At 27.3% G+C, this 17,711-nt stretch carries 12 protein-coding genes; 4 read left to right on the forward strand and 8 right to left on the reverse strand.

The genetic code is table 11. The features are described 5' to 3' along the window. Positions 1–24: 24 nt before the first annotated feature. The 5 genes from EPJ79_RS08500 to EPJ79_RS08520 all read right to left on the reverse strand — a co-directional run bounded on the left by EPJ79_RS08500 (position 25) and on the right by EPJ79_RS08520 (position 9,927). The gene (locus EPJ79_RS08500) at positions 25–2,472 is read right to left on the reverse strand and encodes a hypothetical protein (RefSeq protein ID WP_147739165.1); all 2,448 of its coding nucleotides are present in this window, start codon (positions 2,470–2,472) and stop codon (positions 25–27) included. Positions 2,473–3,015: 543 nt separating this feature from the next. Beyond that, positions 3,016–6,702 carry a phosphoribosylformylglycinamidine synthase gene (locus EPJ79_RS08505; protein ID WP_147739166.1) on the reverse strand — a complete coding sequence of 1,229 codons (3,687 nt, stop codon included), beginning with the start codon at positions 6,700–6,702 and terminating at the stop codon, positions 3,016–3,018. A gap of 2 nt (positions 6,703–6,704) precedes the next feature. After that, positions 6,705–7,976 (reverse strand): phosphoribosylamine--glycine ligase, encoded by a 1,272-nt coding sequence (purD, locus tag EPJ79_RS08510; protein ID WP_147739167.1) that lies wholly within the window; start codon positions 7,974–7,976, stop codon positions 6,705–6,707. Between the two features lie 31 nt (positions 7,977–8,007). Continuing rightward, on the reverse strand, positions 8,008–9,192 hold the full coding sequence (locus EPJ79_RS08515; RefSeq protein ID WP_147739168.1) for a phosphoribosylaminoimidazolecarboxamide formyltransferase: 1,185 nt from the start codon (positions 9,190–9,192) through the stop codon (positions 8,008–8,010). Between the two features lie 12 nt (positions 9,193–9,204). Then, the gene (locus EPJ79_RS08520) at positions 9,205–9,927 is read right to left on the reverse strand and encodes an IMP cyclohydrolase (protein ID WP_208745262.1); all 723 of its coding nucleotides are present in this window, start codon (positions 9,925–9,927) and stop codon (positions 9,205–9,207) included. 404 nt (positions 9,928–10,331) lie between these two features. On the opposite strand from EPJ79_RS08520, the gene EPJ79_RS08525 reads away from it, so the two are divergent. Next, entirely contained in the window at positions 10,332–11,264 is a 933-nt protein-coding gene (locus EPJ79_RS08525) for an HNH/ENDO VII family nuclease (RefSeq protein WP_147739169.1), read from the forward strand. 19 nt (positions 11,265–11,283) lie between these two features. After that, the gene (locus EPJ79_RS08530) at positions 11,284–11,697 is read left to right on the forward strand and encodes an SMI1/KNR4 family protein (protein WP_147739170.1); all 414 of its coding nucleotides are present in this window, start codon (positions 11,284–11,286) and stop codon (positions 11,695–11,697) included. Between the two features lie 67 nt (positions 11,698–11,764). Here EPJ79_RS08530 and EPJ79_RS08535 read toward each other — a convergent pair whose 3' ends face one another. From EPJ79_RS08535 to EPJ79_RS08545, 3 genes are all read right to left on the reverse strand, one after another. Further along, positions 11,765–12,700 (reverse strand): Abi family protein, encoded by a 936-nt coding sequence (locus tag EPJ79_RS08535; protein WP_147739171.1) that lies wholly within the window; start codon positions 12,698–12,700, stop codon positions 11,765–11,767. A 239-nt stretch (positions 12,701–12,939) separates the two neighbouring features. After that, positions 12,940–13,704: an MgtC/SapB family protein gene (locus EPJ79_RS08540; RefSeq protein WP_147739172.1), complete on the reverse strand. Its 765-nt coding sequence runs from the start codon at positions 13,702–13,704 to the stop codon at positions 12,940–12,942. Between the two features lie 52 nt (positions 13,705–13,756). Continuing rightward, positions 13,757–15,208, reverse strand: a complete 1,452-nt coding sequence (locus EPJ79_RS08545; RefSeq protein ID WP_147739173.1) for an SWIM zinc finger family protein — start codon at positions 15,206–15,208, stop codon at positions 13,757–13,759. Positions 15,209–15,416: 208 nt separating this feature from the next. On the opposite strand from EPJ79_RS08545, the gene EPJ79_RS08550 reads away from it, so the two are divergent. Next, the gene (locus EPJ79_RS08550; RefSeq protein ID WP_147526373.1) at positions 15,417–16,727 is read left to right on the forward strand and encodes an NCS2 family permease; all 1,311 of its coding nucleotides are present in this window, start codon (positions 15,417–15,419) and stop codon (positions 16,725–16,727) included. Between the two features lie 189 nt (positions 16,728–16,916). Next, on the forward strand, positions 16,917–17,699 hold the full coding sequence (locus EPJ79_RS08555) for an exodeoxyribonuclease III (RefSeq protein WP_147739174.1): 783 nt from the start codon (positions 16,917–16,919) through the stop codon (positions 17,697–17,699). The last annotated feature ends 12 nt before the right edge of the window (positions 17,700–17,711 follow it).

Here is a 17,711-nt window from a genome sequence, read left to right on the forward strand (position 1 = left end):
AATTATTTAGATTAAAAAATACTATTAAGCTGGAACTTCTTCAGCTATAACATCTATAATATTTTTCTCTTCTAAAGCCTCGTAAGGTATTTTTGCTCTATCTTTTATTATTCTAACAACTATAGGTTTTAATTTGCTGTTAACAAACGCTCTTCTATAACTTGAAGCAAATACATATTCCAAGAAAGCTTTATTTTGAGTTATTATATTGTCTACTTCATTTGTTAATAATTTCATCTCTTTATCGGATAATAAGAAGTTTGAAGCCAAATATTCTAAATGTCTTGTGACAATTTCCATCATTGCAACAGTATCGTCTACTATAAACTCATCCATTACAGTTTTAGCAACAGTTGTAGCTACCATTCCTCCGACAGCACCTCCAACAAAAGAACCGACTATAGGGCCAACTATAGGTATAGGCGATAATAAAACGCCTCCTACAAGTCCCCCTATAGTCCCGCCCGTAACTCCGCTTGCCGAAACGACTATATTTTTAATACATTGCATTCCAGATATTCTACCTCTAGCCATTCTTATAATTTCAATAGTCGAAGTAACGGCTATAGTTGATGACGCAGCAACAGCAGCACCTCGTAATGTTCTGTTGGCTATTTCTGTTGGAGTGCTTTTAGCTGTATGACTTGCATTGCCACTCCTTCCTATTTTATACAATCCGCCTCTTAAAAATTTACCATTTGGTAATTTATTGAAGTTAAAATTTATAGCTTCATCTAAAAATAACTTAACTTGAGGTATTCTTTGCATTTGAGCGGATACCATAAATATAGCAGTTGTTTTTCCAGCCGTTTTTATTCCAATTATTGCTGAAGATTTTATAGCAAGTTTCATATCTTTAGTTCGCCAATATGTAATAGCCGTATTAATAGCAAATGATATTCCGCCAGCAGAAAATCCAATAATTGCTCCTTTTCTAAAATCATATAGTAAACTTTCTATAGTTCCGAATTTAGTCGTATTTACAGCCTGCTCTTGAGTTAGATGTCCCTTTCTAATGATATTTTTAGCATCATTAGGGTCGGTTATACCCTGAACTTCACCGTTTTCTATTCTTTTTTCCATTTCTTTTATGGCTGCCTCATATTGGTCTTTTGGAACTTCCAACTGCATAGGTTTTCCATTATCCATATATCTATATTTGCCATCTCTAAAAGCCTTGTTTACGCTTTCTCGAGCCGTTGCGTAATATTTGGTTTGAATTTTAATGCCATCAACTATTCTATCCGCTCCGTCTTTAGCGTTATCATCTCCAAGTATCTTTGCATCTTTTCCTTGAATTCTATCTATAAAATCATTTATTCTCTCGGCAGCTACTCCATGTCCACCCCCTTTACTAAAAATACTTCTTGCTTCTTCATTAAAATATTGTGAGGCACTAATAGAAGCAACACCCATAGCTCCGCCATCGCTTATGCTTTCTCCTATAGGTTTTTCTCCAAAATCTTTATCATAAGCTATTTTATAACATAAATTTTCCGTTTCTTCGCACATATCGGAACAGAACCATTCACCTTCTATATTTTCCATCATAGACGATAATTTTGCTTTACCACATGAAGCGCAGACTACTATTTTATCTACATTAATATCGTTTACGAAAAAATCGCCATCGTCAAATTCATGCAATTTTATATTATCATTTTCAATAATAAAAAAGTCGGATAATAAATTATTTGGTAACGAAAGAGTTTCTTTAATACTGTTTATAGCTATATTTTTATCAACTCTAACATCCAATTTAGAAATATCTTCGGCTAAAGATTTACAAGTATTCAAAAAATCTGGATTAAAATATATATCGGTATTAGATAAATGAACTGTATTAACTTTATTTTTATCTATTAATCTTTCTAAAGTTAACATTAGTATAGCTCTTTTACCTTCAATTTCGTCATCCTCTTTAGCTTTTTTCTGTTTTTTAATTTTAGTTTTTTCGTCTTTATAATGTATTTCTAATTTTTCGCATAAACCTTCAAAATTACTATATGTTAAACTTTTAATAACTTTTGACATTTTACGCATAAATATTACTAAATCAAAAGAATAAAATAATGAACCAATTACAAAAATAAAAGCGATTATTCTTAAAGTTATATTATGTAAGATAATATTATTTCCGCTAATTTCTAACGATACCGAATAAAATATATATAAAATAGACATGGTATAAACACCAAAATAATAGACAAAACTTACAAATTTTACATAATTAAGTTTTCTTATTTTGAATACTACAATATCTTGTATTATTTTTAAGAATATACTAAATAACATTAATAAGCATAATATCGTATGAAAAACGCTTTGCCTTGCATACACTATTAAGGATAATAACGCTATTAACGATAATATAGAAGCGACAACTATTCTAATTTTAACAAATTCGAATATCTTGTTTAAAAGTATTGCAACAAGCATAGATAAAAAAGAATATAATAAAACTGATAACATAATAACTCCTTATTTTAATTTAATAAAAATAATTTATAAAAACATTTAATTGAATAAATGATTTTACCAAATATGAATTCCAAATAAATATAATAGTTTTTGTAATTAATAAGTAAACATAAAATTTTAAAAAGTTTAAAGCAAATGCTTGGCTTGGCTTGGCTTGGCTTGGCTTGGCTTGGCTTGGCTTGGCTTCATGAAACTGTAATTTATATTTATCATAATTAAAATTATATAACATTAAAAAAATATGTCAAACATTATAATAAAAAAATTAAGAAAAAATATGATGATTTTATAAAATTTAGCTATTTTTAATTGATAATTTACTATTAGAGCTAAATTTTTTAGAAATTTCATTTTTGAAATAAGTTTAAATTAAAAAAGGTTATAATTTCAAAAAGTAAAGAGTTAATATTTAAATTTTTTATACATTTTAATCAAAAACGATAATATGCATGCTGTAATCAATTAAGTATTCTGTTTGCAGGATATCGTCATTGCTAGCAATACACTTTTTTGTTTATTTTTTCTCAATCATTTTTATTTAAAATATTCAACCGCCGACTTAAACATTTTTATGTCGTAATTTCCCAAAACATTTTTATATAATCCTTTTCCGATTCTTTCGCTATGTCCCATTTTTCCAAAAACTCTTCCATCGGGAGATGTAATTCCTTCTATTGCATATATAGAACCGTTTGGGTTAAATCTAATATCGTTTGAAGCGTCTCCTTTAAAATCAACATATTGAGTTGCAATCTGTCCGTTTTCTGAAAGTTTTTTTATTAAATCTTCACTTGCAATAAATCTGCCTTCGCCATGAGATATCGGGACGCTTACTATATCGCCTACATTCATATAAGAAAGCCAAGGAGATTTATTTGAAGCGATTCTCGTTCTCACAATTTTTGATTGATGCCTTGAAATCTCATTAAAAGTAAGAGTCGGACAATTTTCATCCGTTTCGATTATCTTGCCAAAAGGAACTAATCCTAATTTAATTAACGCTTGAAATCCGTTGCATATTCCTAATATTAATCCGCCTCGCTTATCTAAAAGTTTTATCGTCTCTTCTTTTATAATATGATTTCTAAAAAATGCTGTTATAAATTTTCCGCTTCCATCAGGTTCGTCTCCTCCCGAAAATCCGCCAGGAATAAAAATTATTTGAGAGGTTTTTAATTCTTTTGAAAAATTATCAACGCTTTTTTTAATATTATCCGAAGACAAATTATTTATAACCATAATCTTTGCTTTCGCTCCCGCATATTCAAAAGCTTTTGCGCTTTCGTATTCGCAATTTGTCCCAGGAAAAACGGGAATAATAACTTTTGGTTTTGCAATTTTAATTTTTGAGACGATTCTATTTTTTGTTTCGTAAGAAAAATTTTTAATCGGTTTTTTATAGGTTTTAATATTGCAAGAATATATTTTTTCAAGTTTGTTTTCGTAAATTAAAGATAATTTTTTTAAGTCAATTTTTTCTTTTTTGTATAAAATATATTTTTCAGAAATTATTTTTCCTAAATATATTTCGTCAATATTTTCTTCGGTTTCTATAATAAATCCGCCGTAATTATATTTAAATAAATCTTTTAATGAAATTTTAGAATTATATTCAAATCCAAATCCGTTTCCTATGCACATTTTATAAACCGCTTCTGCAATTCCGCCGTAGGTTAATGTATAGCATGAAAGAATTTTTTTATTTTTCATTAAATTATTTATTTTATAAAAAATAGACAATAAAGATTTTGTTTCGGGCAGTCCATTTTTATCGTATTTAGGTTTTATAAGATAAACTTTATTTTTAGACTTTTTAAATTCGGGCGATATAATATTTTTTATCTTCGCTGTAGAGATGGCAAACGACACTAAAGTCGGAGGAACATTGATATTTTCAAAACTTCCGCTCATAGAATCCTTTCCGCCTATCGAGCAAATTTCAAGTTCTTTTTGAGCTTTAAAAGCTCCTAAAAGCGCAGCCAAAGGTTTTCCCCAACGATTTTTATCTTTTCCCAATTTTTCAAAATATTCTTGAAAAGTAAGATATATTTCTTTAAAGTCTGAACCTGTAGCTATTAATTTGCAAACCGATTCTATTACGGAAAAATAAGCTCCATGATAAGGACTCTTCTCCATTATAAAAGGATTAAAACCATAACTCATTAAAGAACAATTATTAGTTTCTTTTTTTTCAACTGAAATTTTTTGAACCATCGCTTGTATTGGCGTAAGTTGAAATTTTCCTCCGAAAGGCATTAAAACCGTTCCCGCTCCTATAGTAGAATCGAATCTTTCCGAAAGTCCTCGTTTAGAGCATACATTAATATCTGATAAAAGAGATTTATAACCTTTTACAAAATCTATTGGAATTTTTTTATCAAAATTTTTAAAAGATTTAATTTTTGCATTTATATGTTTTTTTGCTCCGTTTGAGTTTAAAAATTCTCTCGATATATCGACTATTTTTTTTCCATTCCAAAACATTGTTAATTTTGATTCTTTCTTTATCGTAGCAACTTTAACAGCATGCAAATTTTCCTCTTTAGCAAAACTTAAAAATTTTTCAATATCTTTTTTGTCAATAACTACAGCCATTCTCTCTTGCGATTCGGATATTGCAAGTTCCGTTCCGTCAAGTCCTTCGTATTTTTTCAAAATAGCGTTAAGATTTATATCGATTCCGTCAGAAAGTTCGCCTATTGCAACCGAAACGCCGCCAGCTCCGAAATCATTGCATTTTTTTATAAGTTTTGAAACTTTTGGATTTCTAAAAAGTCTTTGAAGTTTTCTCTCTTCGGGAGCGTTTCCTTTTTGAACTTCAGCTCCGCATATTTCAATCGATTCTTCAGTATGGGATTTTGAAGAACCTGTAGCGCCTCCGCATCCGTCTCTTCCCGTGCTTCCGCCTATAAGAATGACTATATCGCCCGCAATCGGTTTTTTTCTTTTAATATTTTTTTCGGGAACAGCCGCTATAACCGCTCCAATTTCCATGTGTTTTGCTAAATATCCATTATGATAAATTTCATCGACAATTCCCGTAGCCAAACCTATTTGATTTCCATAAGAAGAATATCCTTCCGCCGCCGTTGTGACTATTTTTCTTTGGGGCAATTTGCCTTTTAAAGTTTTAGAAATTGAAACCGTAGGATTTGCAGCTCCCGTAATTCTCATAGCGCCATAAACATAACCTCTCCCAGAAAGCGGGTCTCTTATAGCTCCGCCTATGCAGGTAGCCGCTCCTCCAAAAGGCTCTATTTCGGTTGGATGATTATGAGTTTCGTTTTTGAAAAGCAAAATCCAATTTTCAATTTTTCCGTCAACTTCTATATTTATTTTTACAGAGCAAGCGTTAATCTCTTCCGATTCGTCAAGTTTTTTAAGCTTTCCATTTTTTTTGAAATATTTTATTAAAACGGTAGCTAAATCCATAAGACAAATTGGTTTATTATCTTTTAATTCTTTTCTAATTGTAAGATATTCTTTATAAGTTTTTTGTAATAATTCGTCTTCAAATTCTACATTATCTATAATCGTTAAAAATGTCGTGTGCCTGCAATGGTCGGACCAATAAGTGTCTATTACTTTTATTTCGGTTATAGTCGGGTTTCTTTTTTCTGATAAAAAATATTCACGGCAAAATTTTAAATCGTCAAAATCCATAGCCAAATCATAAGACTTTATAAAATCAAAAAGTTCCTTATCGTTTAAATCTATAAAACCTTTTAACATTTTTACGGTTTTTGGAATTTTATATTTTTCTTTTAATGTGCCTGGTTTTAGAAAATTTGCCTCTCTTATTTCAACGGGATTTATAATATATTTTTTTATTTCTTCAATATCTTTCTTTGTTAGATTTCCGTATAAAGCGTAAACTTTTGCGGTTTTAATTAAAGGCTTTTTGCCTTGAGATATAATTTGAATGCATTGAGATGCGCTTTCCGCTCTTTGGTCAAATTGTCCAGGCAAATATTCCGTTGCAAAAACAAACGCTTTATTTATATTTAATTCTTTATAAACATTATCAAGTTGAGGTTCAGAGAAAACGGTTTTTATTGCATAATCAAAAATTTTTTCAGAAATATTTTCGGCGTCATATCGATTAAAAATTCTTAATTTATTTAATCTTTTTATTCCTAAAAATTCCGTTATATCCGAATATAAAGATTTTGCTTCGTTATTAAAACCGTCTTTTTTTTCTACGAATATTCTATAAACCATTTTTAATTATTTCCTTTTTTAAGTAAAGCTTTCTCGCCTATATCTTTTCTATAATAAGCGCTTTCAAACGAAATTTGTCTTGCGTCTTCATAAGAAAGTTTAATCGCTTTATCCAAAGTATCGGCGATATTTGTTATTCCCAATACTCTTCCTCCGTTAGTAAAAAGTTTTTCGTTTTCTTTTTTAACTCCCGCAAAATAAACTCTTTCAATAATATCTTTAGGAATATTTATAGCGAAACCTTTTTTATATTCTAAAGGATAACCTTCGCTTGCCATAATTATGCAGGCTGCAGATTTATTTTCAAATTCAACTTTTACTTTATCTAAATTTCCGTTAGTAGTGGCAATCATAATATCAAGCAAATCGCTTTTTAATAAAGGCAAAATTACTTGAGTTTCAGGGTCGCCAAATCTACAATTATATTCTATTACTTTAGCACCGTCTTTTGTAATCATAAGTCCGAAATATAAACAACCCTTAAAAGTTCTTCCTTCTTTATTCATTGCCGAAATAGTCGGAATAAAAATTTTATCAAAACATTCTTTTGCTATTTCTTTTGTATAATAAGGATTTGGGGCAATCGTTCCCATGCCTCCAGTATTTAATCCCGTATCTTTATCTCCGATTCTTTTATGGTCCATAGATGAAATCATAGGAATTATAGTTTTTCCGTCCGTAAAAGAAAGAATTGAAATTTCGACTCCTTCTAAAAATTCTTCTATAACTATTCTATCTCCCGATTTTCCAAAAGCTTTATCTTTTATAATATTTTTTACCGTGTCAAAAGCTTTTTCTTTAGTTTCCGCTATAATCACGCCTTTGCCGAGCGCAAGTCCATCGGCTTTAATTACAGTAGGCATTGAAGCGGTTTTCAAATATTCAATCGCTTTATCATAGCTTTCAAATGTTTCGTATTTCGCAGTCGGGATTTTATATTTTTTCATTAAATTTTTTGCAAATACTTTACTTCCTTCAATAATCGCCGCATTTTTATTTGGTCCGAAACATGGAATTTTTATTTCTTCCAAAGCGTCAACCAAACCTGCAACGAGAGGGTCGTCAGGAGTCACTATAGCGTAATCGATATTATTTTTTTTAGCAAAATCTTTTATAGCGTTTATATCAGTCGCTTTAATATCAATGCAAATAGCGTCTCTTTCAATTCCGCCGTTTCCTGGGATAGCGTAAATTTCAGATACATTTTTATTTTGTTTTATTTTTTTTATTATCGCATGCTCTCTTCCGCCGCTTCCTATAACTAAAATTTTCATGTTTTATCCTATTTATAAATTTTTTATAATTTTAATGATGAAATAATCTCATTTCAGTAAAAGCCATAACCATTTTATATTTATTGCATCTTTCTATAACAAGATTATCTTTTAAAGAACCGCCTGGTTGAGCTATATATTTTACTCCGCTTTTTTTTGCTCTATCTATATTATCGTAAAAAGGAAAAAATGCATCCGAACCTAAAGAAACTTCGTCTATTTCCGAAAGATATTCTTTTATTTCTTTTTCGGTAAACTTTTCGGGTTTTTTGTCAAAATATTTTTGCCAAATTCCTTCTTCGCAAACATCCTCTTCATTTTTATTAATATATCCGTCTATAATATTATCTCTTTCAGCTCTACTTAAAGAATCTTTAAAAGAAAGATTTAAAACTTTTTCATGCCCTCTTAAAAACCAAGTATTAGCTTTATCTCCCGCAAGACGAACGCAATGAATTCGCGATTGTTGTCCCGCTCCAACTCCTATAGCCTGTCCATCGTAAGCGTAGCAAACAGAATTTGATTGAGTATATTTAAGAGTTATAAGCGATATTATAATATCTCTTATTGCATTTTCAGTTAAATTTTTATTTTCCGTCACGATATTAGAAAGTAAATTTTTATCTATTTTAAAATTGTTTCTTTCTTGTTCAAAAGTTATTCCAAAAATATCTCTATTTTCTTTTTTAGAAGGAATATAATTTTTATCGATAATTATAATATTATAATTTCCGTTTCTTTTAGATTTTAAAATTTCAAGAGCTTCTTTAGTATATTCGGGCGCTATTATTCCGTCTGAAACTTCCCGCGCGATTAATTTTGCGGTAGTTTTATCGCATTTATCGGAAAGAGCTATCCAATCGCCAAAAGAAGACATTCTATCAGTTCCTCTCGCTCTTGCATAAGCGCAGGCAATAGGAGAATCGTTTAATTCGTCAATATCGTCATAGAAATATATTTTTTTTAATTTATTTGAAAGAGGAGAGCCAACCGCCGCGGATGTAGGACTTACATGCTTAAAAGAAGTAGCCGAAGGAAGTCCAATAGCTTCTTTAAGTTCTTTAACAAGTTGCCAACCGTTAAAAGCGTCCATAAAATTTATATATCCAGGATTTCCGTTTAATATTTTTATTGGAAGTTCGCATCCTTCTTTCATAAAAATTTTTGCAGGTTTTTGATTTGGATTGCATCCGTATTTTAATTGAAATTCTTTCATTTTGTATGCTCCTTATAATTTATATTTATTAATAATTCTATCGATTTTTTCTCCCGTTTTCAAATTCGTATAACGCGAAAATATAGATATTTTATTATCTTCGTTTAATGATTGCCAAATTTTATTTGTAAACTCGTCAATATCGTTTAAAATTTCTATTTTTTTTGGCTCGCCGTAAAATGAAGGAAGAGGATTATTGTCTTGCAAATAAGTATGTATAAAATGTCCAATTCCGCATACGGATTCATAATCGAAAGTATATCTATAACAAGCCTCGCCTTCTTTATTTGCGCTTTTTAGAATGCTTATTTTATAATCAAAATCATTGTCTTTAAAACATAATAGTCCGCTTATTCTTGGAGTAAAATGCGGAGAATCAGGCTCAAATTTTCTACTTTTTAAAGATTCTTCAAAACTTATTTTATCTTTTAATCCGTTAAATATCGTATCTGTTTGATTGCCATTGGTTATAATAAGTTTATTTTTATACTCTCTTAATGCAGCGTAAATTATAAGTTCGGGATTTACAGTTTTATTTTTATCTAAAGGCTCGGTATATAAAATATTATCCTTAAAAGAAAAAATACGATTTCTACTATTTGAACTTCTTCCCATAATAAAATAAGAGCAAACGGCATTTTTTCCGTCATTGCTTTTGCCAATTATTATGCCTCTTCCAAGATAAGAATTATTTTTTATAATCTCTTCAATATCGTTGATTTTATAAACATCCAAATTATTTTTCCTCCAAATAATATTTAATAAACTTTTTTATCGATTTATAAAGTATAATATATTCGACAAACTTTATTTTATGCGATTTAATTTTATTACTTATTATAATTATAAACTATAATTAGTCAATAAAAACGGTTGAAATTTATTTTTAGAAATATTATAATTATAATCATTAAAGCGAATAAAATTATTATAAATTATATAAAACGCTTGACTTTTTAATGGTATTCTAACTAATATTATATGTATTTATCTAATAAATATAATATCTTAAGAGGCTTTTTGTAGAATGTATTTTAAGGATGTTTTTATGAAGAAATTACTATTAATTCTATTTTTATTCTATAATTTCTTGTTCTTCTAATAATAATAAAGAATATAGAGAAGTAATATCCACTAATTTGTATAAAACGAATAAAATACAAATAGTGAGAGTTAATTTTGATTTTAATAAATTTAATTTAGGAAGAGAATTTATAGAAGATTCAATAATACCAAGTTTAGAAACTAATAAAAATATTGTAAAAATTTATATAGAAGGACATACCGATAGTAAAGGCAGAGCTGAGTATAATTATAAACTTGGACTTCAAAGGGCATTAACCGTAAGCAATATAATATTTACTAACCGTAATTTGCAAAATATAGCATTAAAATCTTTCGGTTATAGCAATTCTATAGCCGACAATCGCACAGAAGAAGGAAGAGCTATCAATAGAAGAGCCGATATTTTTATTGATTTGGTTGAAGAAACTTTTGAACTTCAAACTAATTTAATTAAAGTCGATAGTAAAAACAAATTTAATATTGATTTAAAAATATTATTAATTATAATTTTAATTATTTTATTATTGTTAATTTTATTATTAGTCATAAATAAAATTGCTGCTTTGTCTTTTATATTTGAAAAATTAATAATAAAAATATTAACAGGATGGAGTAATGAAATTGTGAATGCAATAGGTTCATGGAAAGAATATAAAATATATAAAAAAGCTGGATTGGTTCAAGCTGAAATAAACGGTAAGAAATGTCTTATCAAACCTGATATAGATATGGAACAAAAAAGCGACCCATTTAAAAGAGAAATGACAAATGCAGAAAGAATGGAAAAAGGATTTGCTCCATTAGATAAAAATGGGAAGCCTATTCAGTTGCATCATATAGGACAGCGTCCAGATTCGCCTTTAGCTGAATTGACATTTGAACAACATAGAACAGGTGGAAATCATACTATACTACATGATAACAGCAAACCAACTGAAGTTCATGGAGATGGAAATCAATGGGACCCAGAAAGAGAAAATCATTGGAAAAATAGAATAAATATTTAAATATTATGGAGGTAAAATAATGAGTAATATAATAGAAAAATTAAACTGTATTAAAGATTTAGAAAAAGTAGGAGGTTGTTCTGCAAGTCAGATAAAATTGGCTCAACAAGAGTTAAATATTACTTTTCCAGAAGAATATATTGAATTTTTAAAAGAATTTGGAACTATAAGATTTAGTTCAAAAGAATGGTTTGGATTAAATGTTAGTGGATATTTAAATGTAGTTGAAGTCACAAAACAAGAAAGAAGCGTTAATAAAAATTTCCCATTGGATAGTTTTGTATTAGAAGATTTAGGAATAGATGCAAAACTAATCATTGTTAATGAAAAAGGGCAAGTATTTTTAATTCAAATTGACAAAAAAGAATTTTTATATAATTCTTTATCTGAATATTTAGATATTTGTATAGCAAGAAATAATAAAACAGTGTAACTTAAATAAATTTTTATAAAGTAAATTTTAATTCTTAAATATTTTTATAATGAAATATTTATTAAATCTAACTTATAAAAAATTTATCCCCTTTCCAATTTTTAGGAATTCCTATTTCGTTTAATAAAAAATCTTTATTTTTCAATAAATTATCTTGGCTTAATTTATATAATTGCTGATATATTTTATTTATAAAAAATAAAGTGGAAGTCTTATATATTTCCGATTTCTTTACCAAATATTCTAAAGTAATGATAAAATTAAAAAGACTATCTTTCGGCAATATATTCCATTCATAATTAGAGGCTAACCGTATATTGTTTTTCTTTGGTATAATAGGTATCTTATTTAATGGCAAACATAATAATCTTGAATGATGAGCGCATTTATTTCTGATAAACGATATAGAATATAACCAACTATTTAGATATATATGATGATAAATATTCATATATTTTGCTATTTCACATTTTAATTTATTTTCTGAAGAAGCAAAAAATTTAGATAGGGTCCCTAAACTCATAATTTCAATGCTTATCCATATTGGGAGTTTCGGGAAATTACTATAATATTTATCTTTATAATGCATAATAAATTTTTCTTTAGAGTTTTCGGCATCCTTAATAAGATTTTTATTAATATTTTTATAATTAGGTAATTTATAATTCAAAAATGGGTCACTGTATAACTCTGAAAAACATCTGCTTATAACATTTCTCATATATATTTCTATATACGAAATACAAGAAAAAAGTAATTGCCTTATTTTTGTATCTATATTAAAAAATCTATACACTTCTTCAAAAGTCGTATCCTCAAACCGATGGCTTCTTTTATTTGGGTCTTTATTTTCAAAAACATACAAATAACCGCTAAAATTATAATAGTTTAAACTCTTTAATAAATTTTTTGCAAAATTCTCGTTAGTTATTTTTAATCCTCTATTTTTAAGAAGTTCTATATGCTCGTCTATTGATTTATAAGGTTTATTATAACTTGACATAGTTAAATCATAATTTAAAAAATATGTCCGCAGAGTGAGCTATCAATAGATAAGCCCTGCGGAACTGTTAATTTAATTATACATTATTTATAAATAATGTAAATATTAATTTTTAAAATTATTAGTATTTTAAACATTTTTTATAGAATATTTTTACTATAATTCAACATTTACTACAAATCATATGGTAATTTTTGTTAAAAAATAAACTTCTTTTAATTAATATTTATTTAAACATTCTATAAATCCACTTTCTCTCTCATATTTGAAAGTTTTTTTATTGGCTTAATAGATAAACTTTTAAAAATATTTTCTAAATTTTTATAATCAACATTTGGAACTATTATAGAAATTTTACTTATCAAATTTGGAGATTCAAAGTCTTTATTTTGAGATTCATTCCAACCGACTATTTCTATATTAACCGTTCTTATTCCAAATCTTTCAAGCTCATCTTCAATATTTATTCTGTCGGAGTATTCTATTAAATAAAATAAAGTTTTTCTTTTTTTAGCCATAAAATAAGGAACTCTATAAATTGAAGAACTTAAAAATATGCATAAGCAACCTATTCCCGATAAAACCCATTGCCCAGAACCGATTACAATTCCCAAACATGCAGTAACCCAAACTATAGCGGCTGTCGTAATTCCATGAAGTTTTCCTCTATTTTGTATAATCATTCCCGCTCCCAAAAAACCTATTCCCGAAACTATTTGAGCGGTTATTCTATTATAATCTGGAGTCGTGTATAATATCTCGCCGCCTATATTTACAAGTTCGTAATTTTGAAGCATTATAGTTTTTGCAAAAACTTCTTCATAGCATGATAAAATCGCAGCGCCCATACATACTATGCTTGTCGTTCTACTTCCGATAGGTTTTTTATGTTGCGCTCTCTCCCAACCTATAAAAATTCCCATTATATAAGCTACCATTATTCTTGTCGCTATTTCTAAAATACTGTAATCGGATAATATATATTCAATAGATTCTTTTATCATAATCTCGCCGTTATTTTTTATTTGTATTTATAATTATCGAAATAATTTAAATTTAATTTTCAAAAAATATATTTATAACGGAATTAATATTTATAACGCTTATTGGAAAATATTTTAATTTTTCTATAGCTGAAAAAACCATAAATTTATTTTTGTCTAATTTTGAGTTTCTATAATTTTTTATATAATCGAATCCTTTTGAATTAATCAAATTATATTTTATGTTTAAAGTTAAACTTTGATTATTATTTATAATATCGAAAAAAAGAATTTGATTAACTTTATCGAAATTAATATTTTCTATTTTTTGAAATTCGACAATAAAAAATTTTACTTTATTTTTATTATTAAAATAATTATATTTAAAATCTATATTTTTTAAATCGTCATAATTTGAAATAAATAAATTGCAATCTTTAATAATATTTTTTAAAAAATTATAATCTATTCTTTTATTTAAAATTGCAGAAGTTTTTTTACTATCTGAAATTCTCTCTTCGTTATTTATTTTATAATTTGTTAATTTTATTTTATGTTTTGAAATATCTTCGATAGAAATATTATTTTCCAAATGAATTTTTTTTCTATAATTATAAAGAATATCGTCATAAGAATTTTTTGAATTATCGTAAAATGTCGGAACTACATGAGAAAAGAAATAAATTTTTTTAGAGTTTAAATTATAAAGTATAGAAGTTAAACCTAAATAACTTGAAGAAATTAAAGGATAAGCTCCCAAACCTATAAACTCTCCCGAATTTTTGCCAATATATTCGCTTTTAATCTCGCCCGTTAATAATTTAAAAGTTTTATCGTCTTTATTTTTTTTAGCGTTTTCAATAGCTCTAATCGTATTATAGATTTTAGATATTGTATGCATTGTAAATATTTTATTGAATAGAATTGTTTTATTTAACATGGCATCTATGTTTCGAGATAAACTTCTAAAAAGTTTAGAAAGTTCGGGCATATTGTTAATATTTAATTTTGTAGCGATTTGTTCGGCTTTGTCAAAATCTTTTTCATTGCATGCATAAAATCCTTTTGCAAAAATATTTTCTATAAAATTTTTTGAAATGTTTAAAATATTATCGTCTATAATTTTTTCTTTTTTTTTAATTTTTATTTTTTTTGAATTATTTAATTCTTCAAAAATATTTTTATTAGGAATTTTATTTATTTTTTTATTTTTAGAATTTTTATTTTCAAAAGATTTTGAATATTCTTTTATATATAATAAAGCTATAATTATATGTTTACAAATATTTTGAGAAGGACAATTGCATTTTGTTTCTTTTATGATTTCTGTAAAAAATATTTCAATATTATCAAACGAAATTTTTATTTTATCTTCCGCTTCTTCGATTTTTATATTTTTTATATTTTTAAAATCTTTTAACGCTCTGTTATATATTCCTTTATTTGTTAAAGAAATTAAAAAATTTTCTTTGGTATATTCTTTTAATATTTCTAATTTATTATTTATATTGTTTCTTTTTGTCATAGAATTTTATATTATAGTAAAAATTATTTAGTGTAAAGTATTAATTGTAGATAAAATTATTTATTATAATTAAGAGAATTTAATTTTATAGTTTTTAATTATATGATAATAAACTAAACCATTAATATTAATTGACAAAAATAAATCTATCGTATAAAATATTATCTTTCATAGAAATGAAAAAATAAAAATATATAGGATTCTATTTATGGAAAAGTTTTTTAAATTAAAAGAAAACGGAACAAATATTAAAACTGAAATTATAGCGGGATTTACAACTTTTATGACAATGGCTTATATATTAGCCGTTAATCCCGATATACTTGGAGCAACGGGAATGGATAAAGGAGCTGTATTTACGGCTACCGTTATATCTTCTTTAATAGCCACTTTGGTAATGGCGCTTTTGGCAAATCTTCCTTTCGCATTGGCGCCTGGAATGGGATTGAACGCATTTTTTGCATATACTGTAGTTATAGGAATGGGACAAAGTTGGCAAACTGCTTTAACTGCGGTTTTAATTGAAGGAATTATATTTATAATTCTTACGGCTTTTAATGTAAGAGAGGCTATAGTTAATAGTATCCCTCTTAATATGAAAAGAGCGATATCGGTAGGAATTGGACTTTTTATAGCTTTTATTGGACTTCAAAATTCTCAAATTATAGTTAATAATGATGCCACATTAATAGGACTTGGAAATATAACTTCGGGAAACGGATTGCTTGCGATTATAGGAATTATTATAATATCGATACTTTTAAGTTATAATGTTAGAGGAGCAATTTTACTTGGAATATTAATAACTTCTATAATAGGAATTCCAATGGGAATAACAAAATTATCTCCGCATGGAAGTTTTATGCCTCCTTCTTTAGAGCCTATAGCTTTTAAGTTTGATTTTATAAATATATTAAGCCCAAATATGATTATAGTAATATTTACATTTTTATTTGTAGATATTTTCGATACGGTTGGAACTTTAGTCGGAGTATGCACAAAAGCGAATATGCTTACAAAAGACGGAGAAGTGCCAAGATGTAAACAAGCTTTATTTGCCGACTCTATAGGAACTGTGGCTGGCGCATGTTTGGGAACTTCGACTGTAACTACTTTTGTAGAAAGCGCTTCTGGAGTCGCAGAAGGAGGAAAAACGGGATTAACTTCTTTAGTGTTTTCAGCATTAATGTTTATTTCGTTATTTTTATCAAATATATTTTTATCAATACCGTCAGCTGCAACCGCTCCCGCTTTAATAATAGTCGGATTATTTATGATGACGCCGATACTCGAAATTAATTTTGAAGATTATACGGAATCTATTCCCGCTTTTATATGCATAATATTTATGCCTTTTGCTTATAGCATAGCCGAAGGAATAACTTTCGGAGTTTTATCGTTTACTCTTTTAAAATTAGTATCGGGAAAAATTAAAGAAATTTCGTTATTCACTTGGATATTGTCGGCTTTCTTACTCTTAAAAATATTTATGCCAATAATACAAAAAATGATTAATTAGAAAAATTATTAAGGCGAGGTTGATTATAAAAAATCCCTTGCCTTTTTAATTATTTATTTTAAGAATAATTTAAAATTATAAAATCAATATTTTAAATTTAAATATGCGATTTATAAAAAAGATTGTTTTATTACTGATAATATATTATAATTTAAAAAATATATTTATTAAATTAAGGAAAATTAATTAATGAAAAATTTAAAAATAATATCATGGAATGTAAACGGAATAAGAGCGGCTTATAAAAAAGGACTCGTTGATTTTATAAAAAAAGAAAATCCCGATATTATATGTTTGCAGGAAACGAAAGCTTTTGAAGAACAGCTTCCCGAAGACTTAAAAAATATAGAAGGTTATAAATTATTTCTTAATCCTGCCGACCCAGAAATTAAAAAAGGATATAGCGGAGTAGCGATTTATTCAAAATTAAAACCTAATAAAGAAATTAAAAATAAAATAGGAAATCAATTCACGGATAGAGAAGGAAGAATATTATCTTTAGAGTTTGACGATTTTGTTATATTCAATGTTTATTTTCCAAATGGCGGAAAGTCTGAAAAGCATTTTGAATATAAATTAACTTTTTACAAAGAGATTATTAAATATTTAAGCAAATTGAAAAACGAAACCAATATTATTTTATGCGGAGATATGAATATCGCTCATGAGGCTATTGATTTAGCTCGCCCAAAAGAAAATGAAAAGAGCATAGGTTTTTTGCCCGAAGAGAGAGCGCTTATAACAAAATTTTTAAGCAAAGGATTTACCGACACATTTAGAATGTTTGTTAAAGAAAACGGACATTATAGTTGGTGGGACATGAAAACTAGGTCGAGAGAGACAAATGTAGGTTGGAGAATAGATTATTTTTTTGTTAATAACGAGATTGCAAAAGATATTAAAAGAGCGGATATATTAAGCGAAGTTATGGGAAGCGACCATTGTCCAATTTTAATAGAATGGAAAAAATAAAGCGCATAATAA

The organism is Brachyspira aalborgi, assembly GCF_008016455.1.
Lineage (GTDB): Bacteria > Spirochaetota > Brachyspiria > Brachyspirales > Brachyspiraceae > Brachyspira > Brachyspira aalborgi.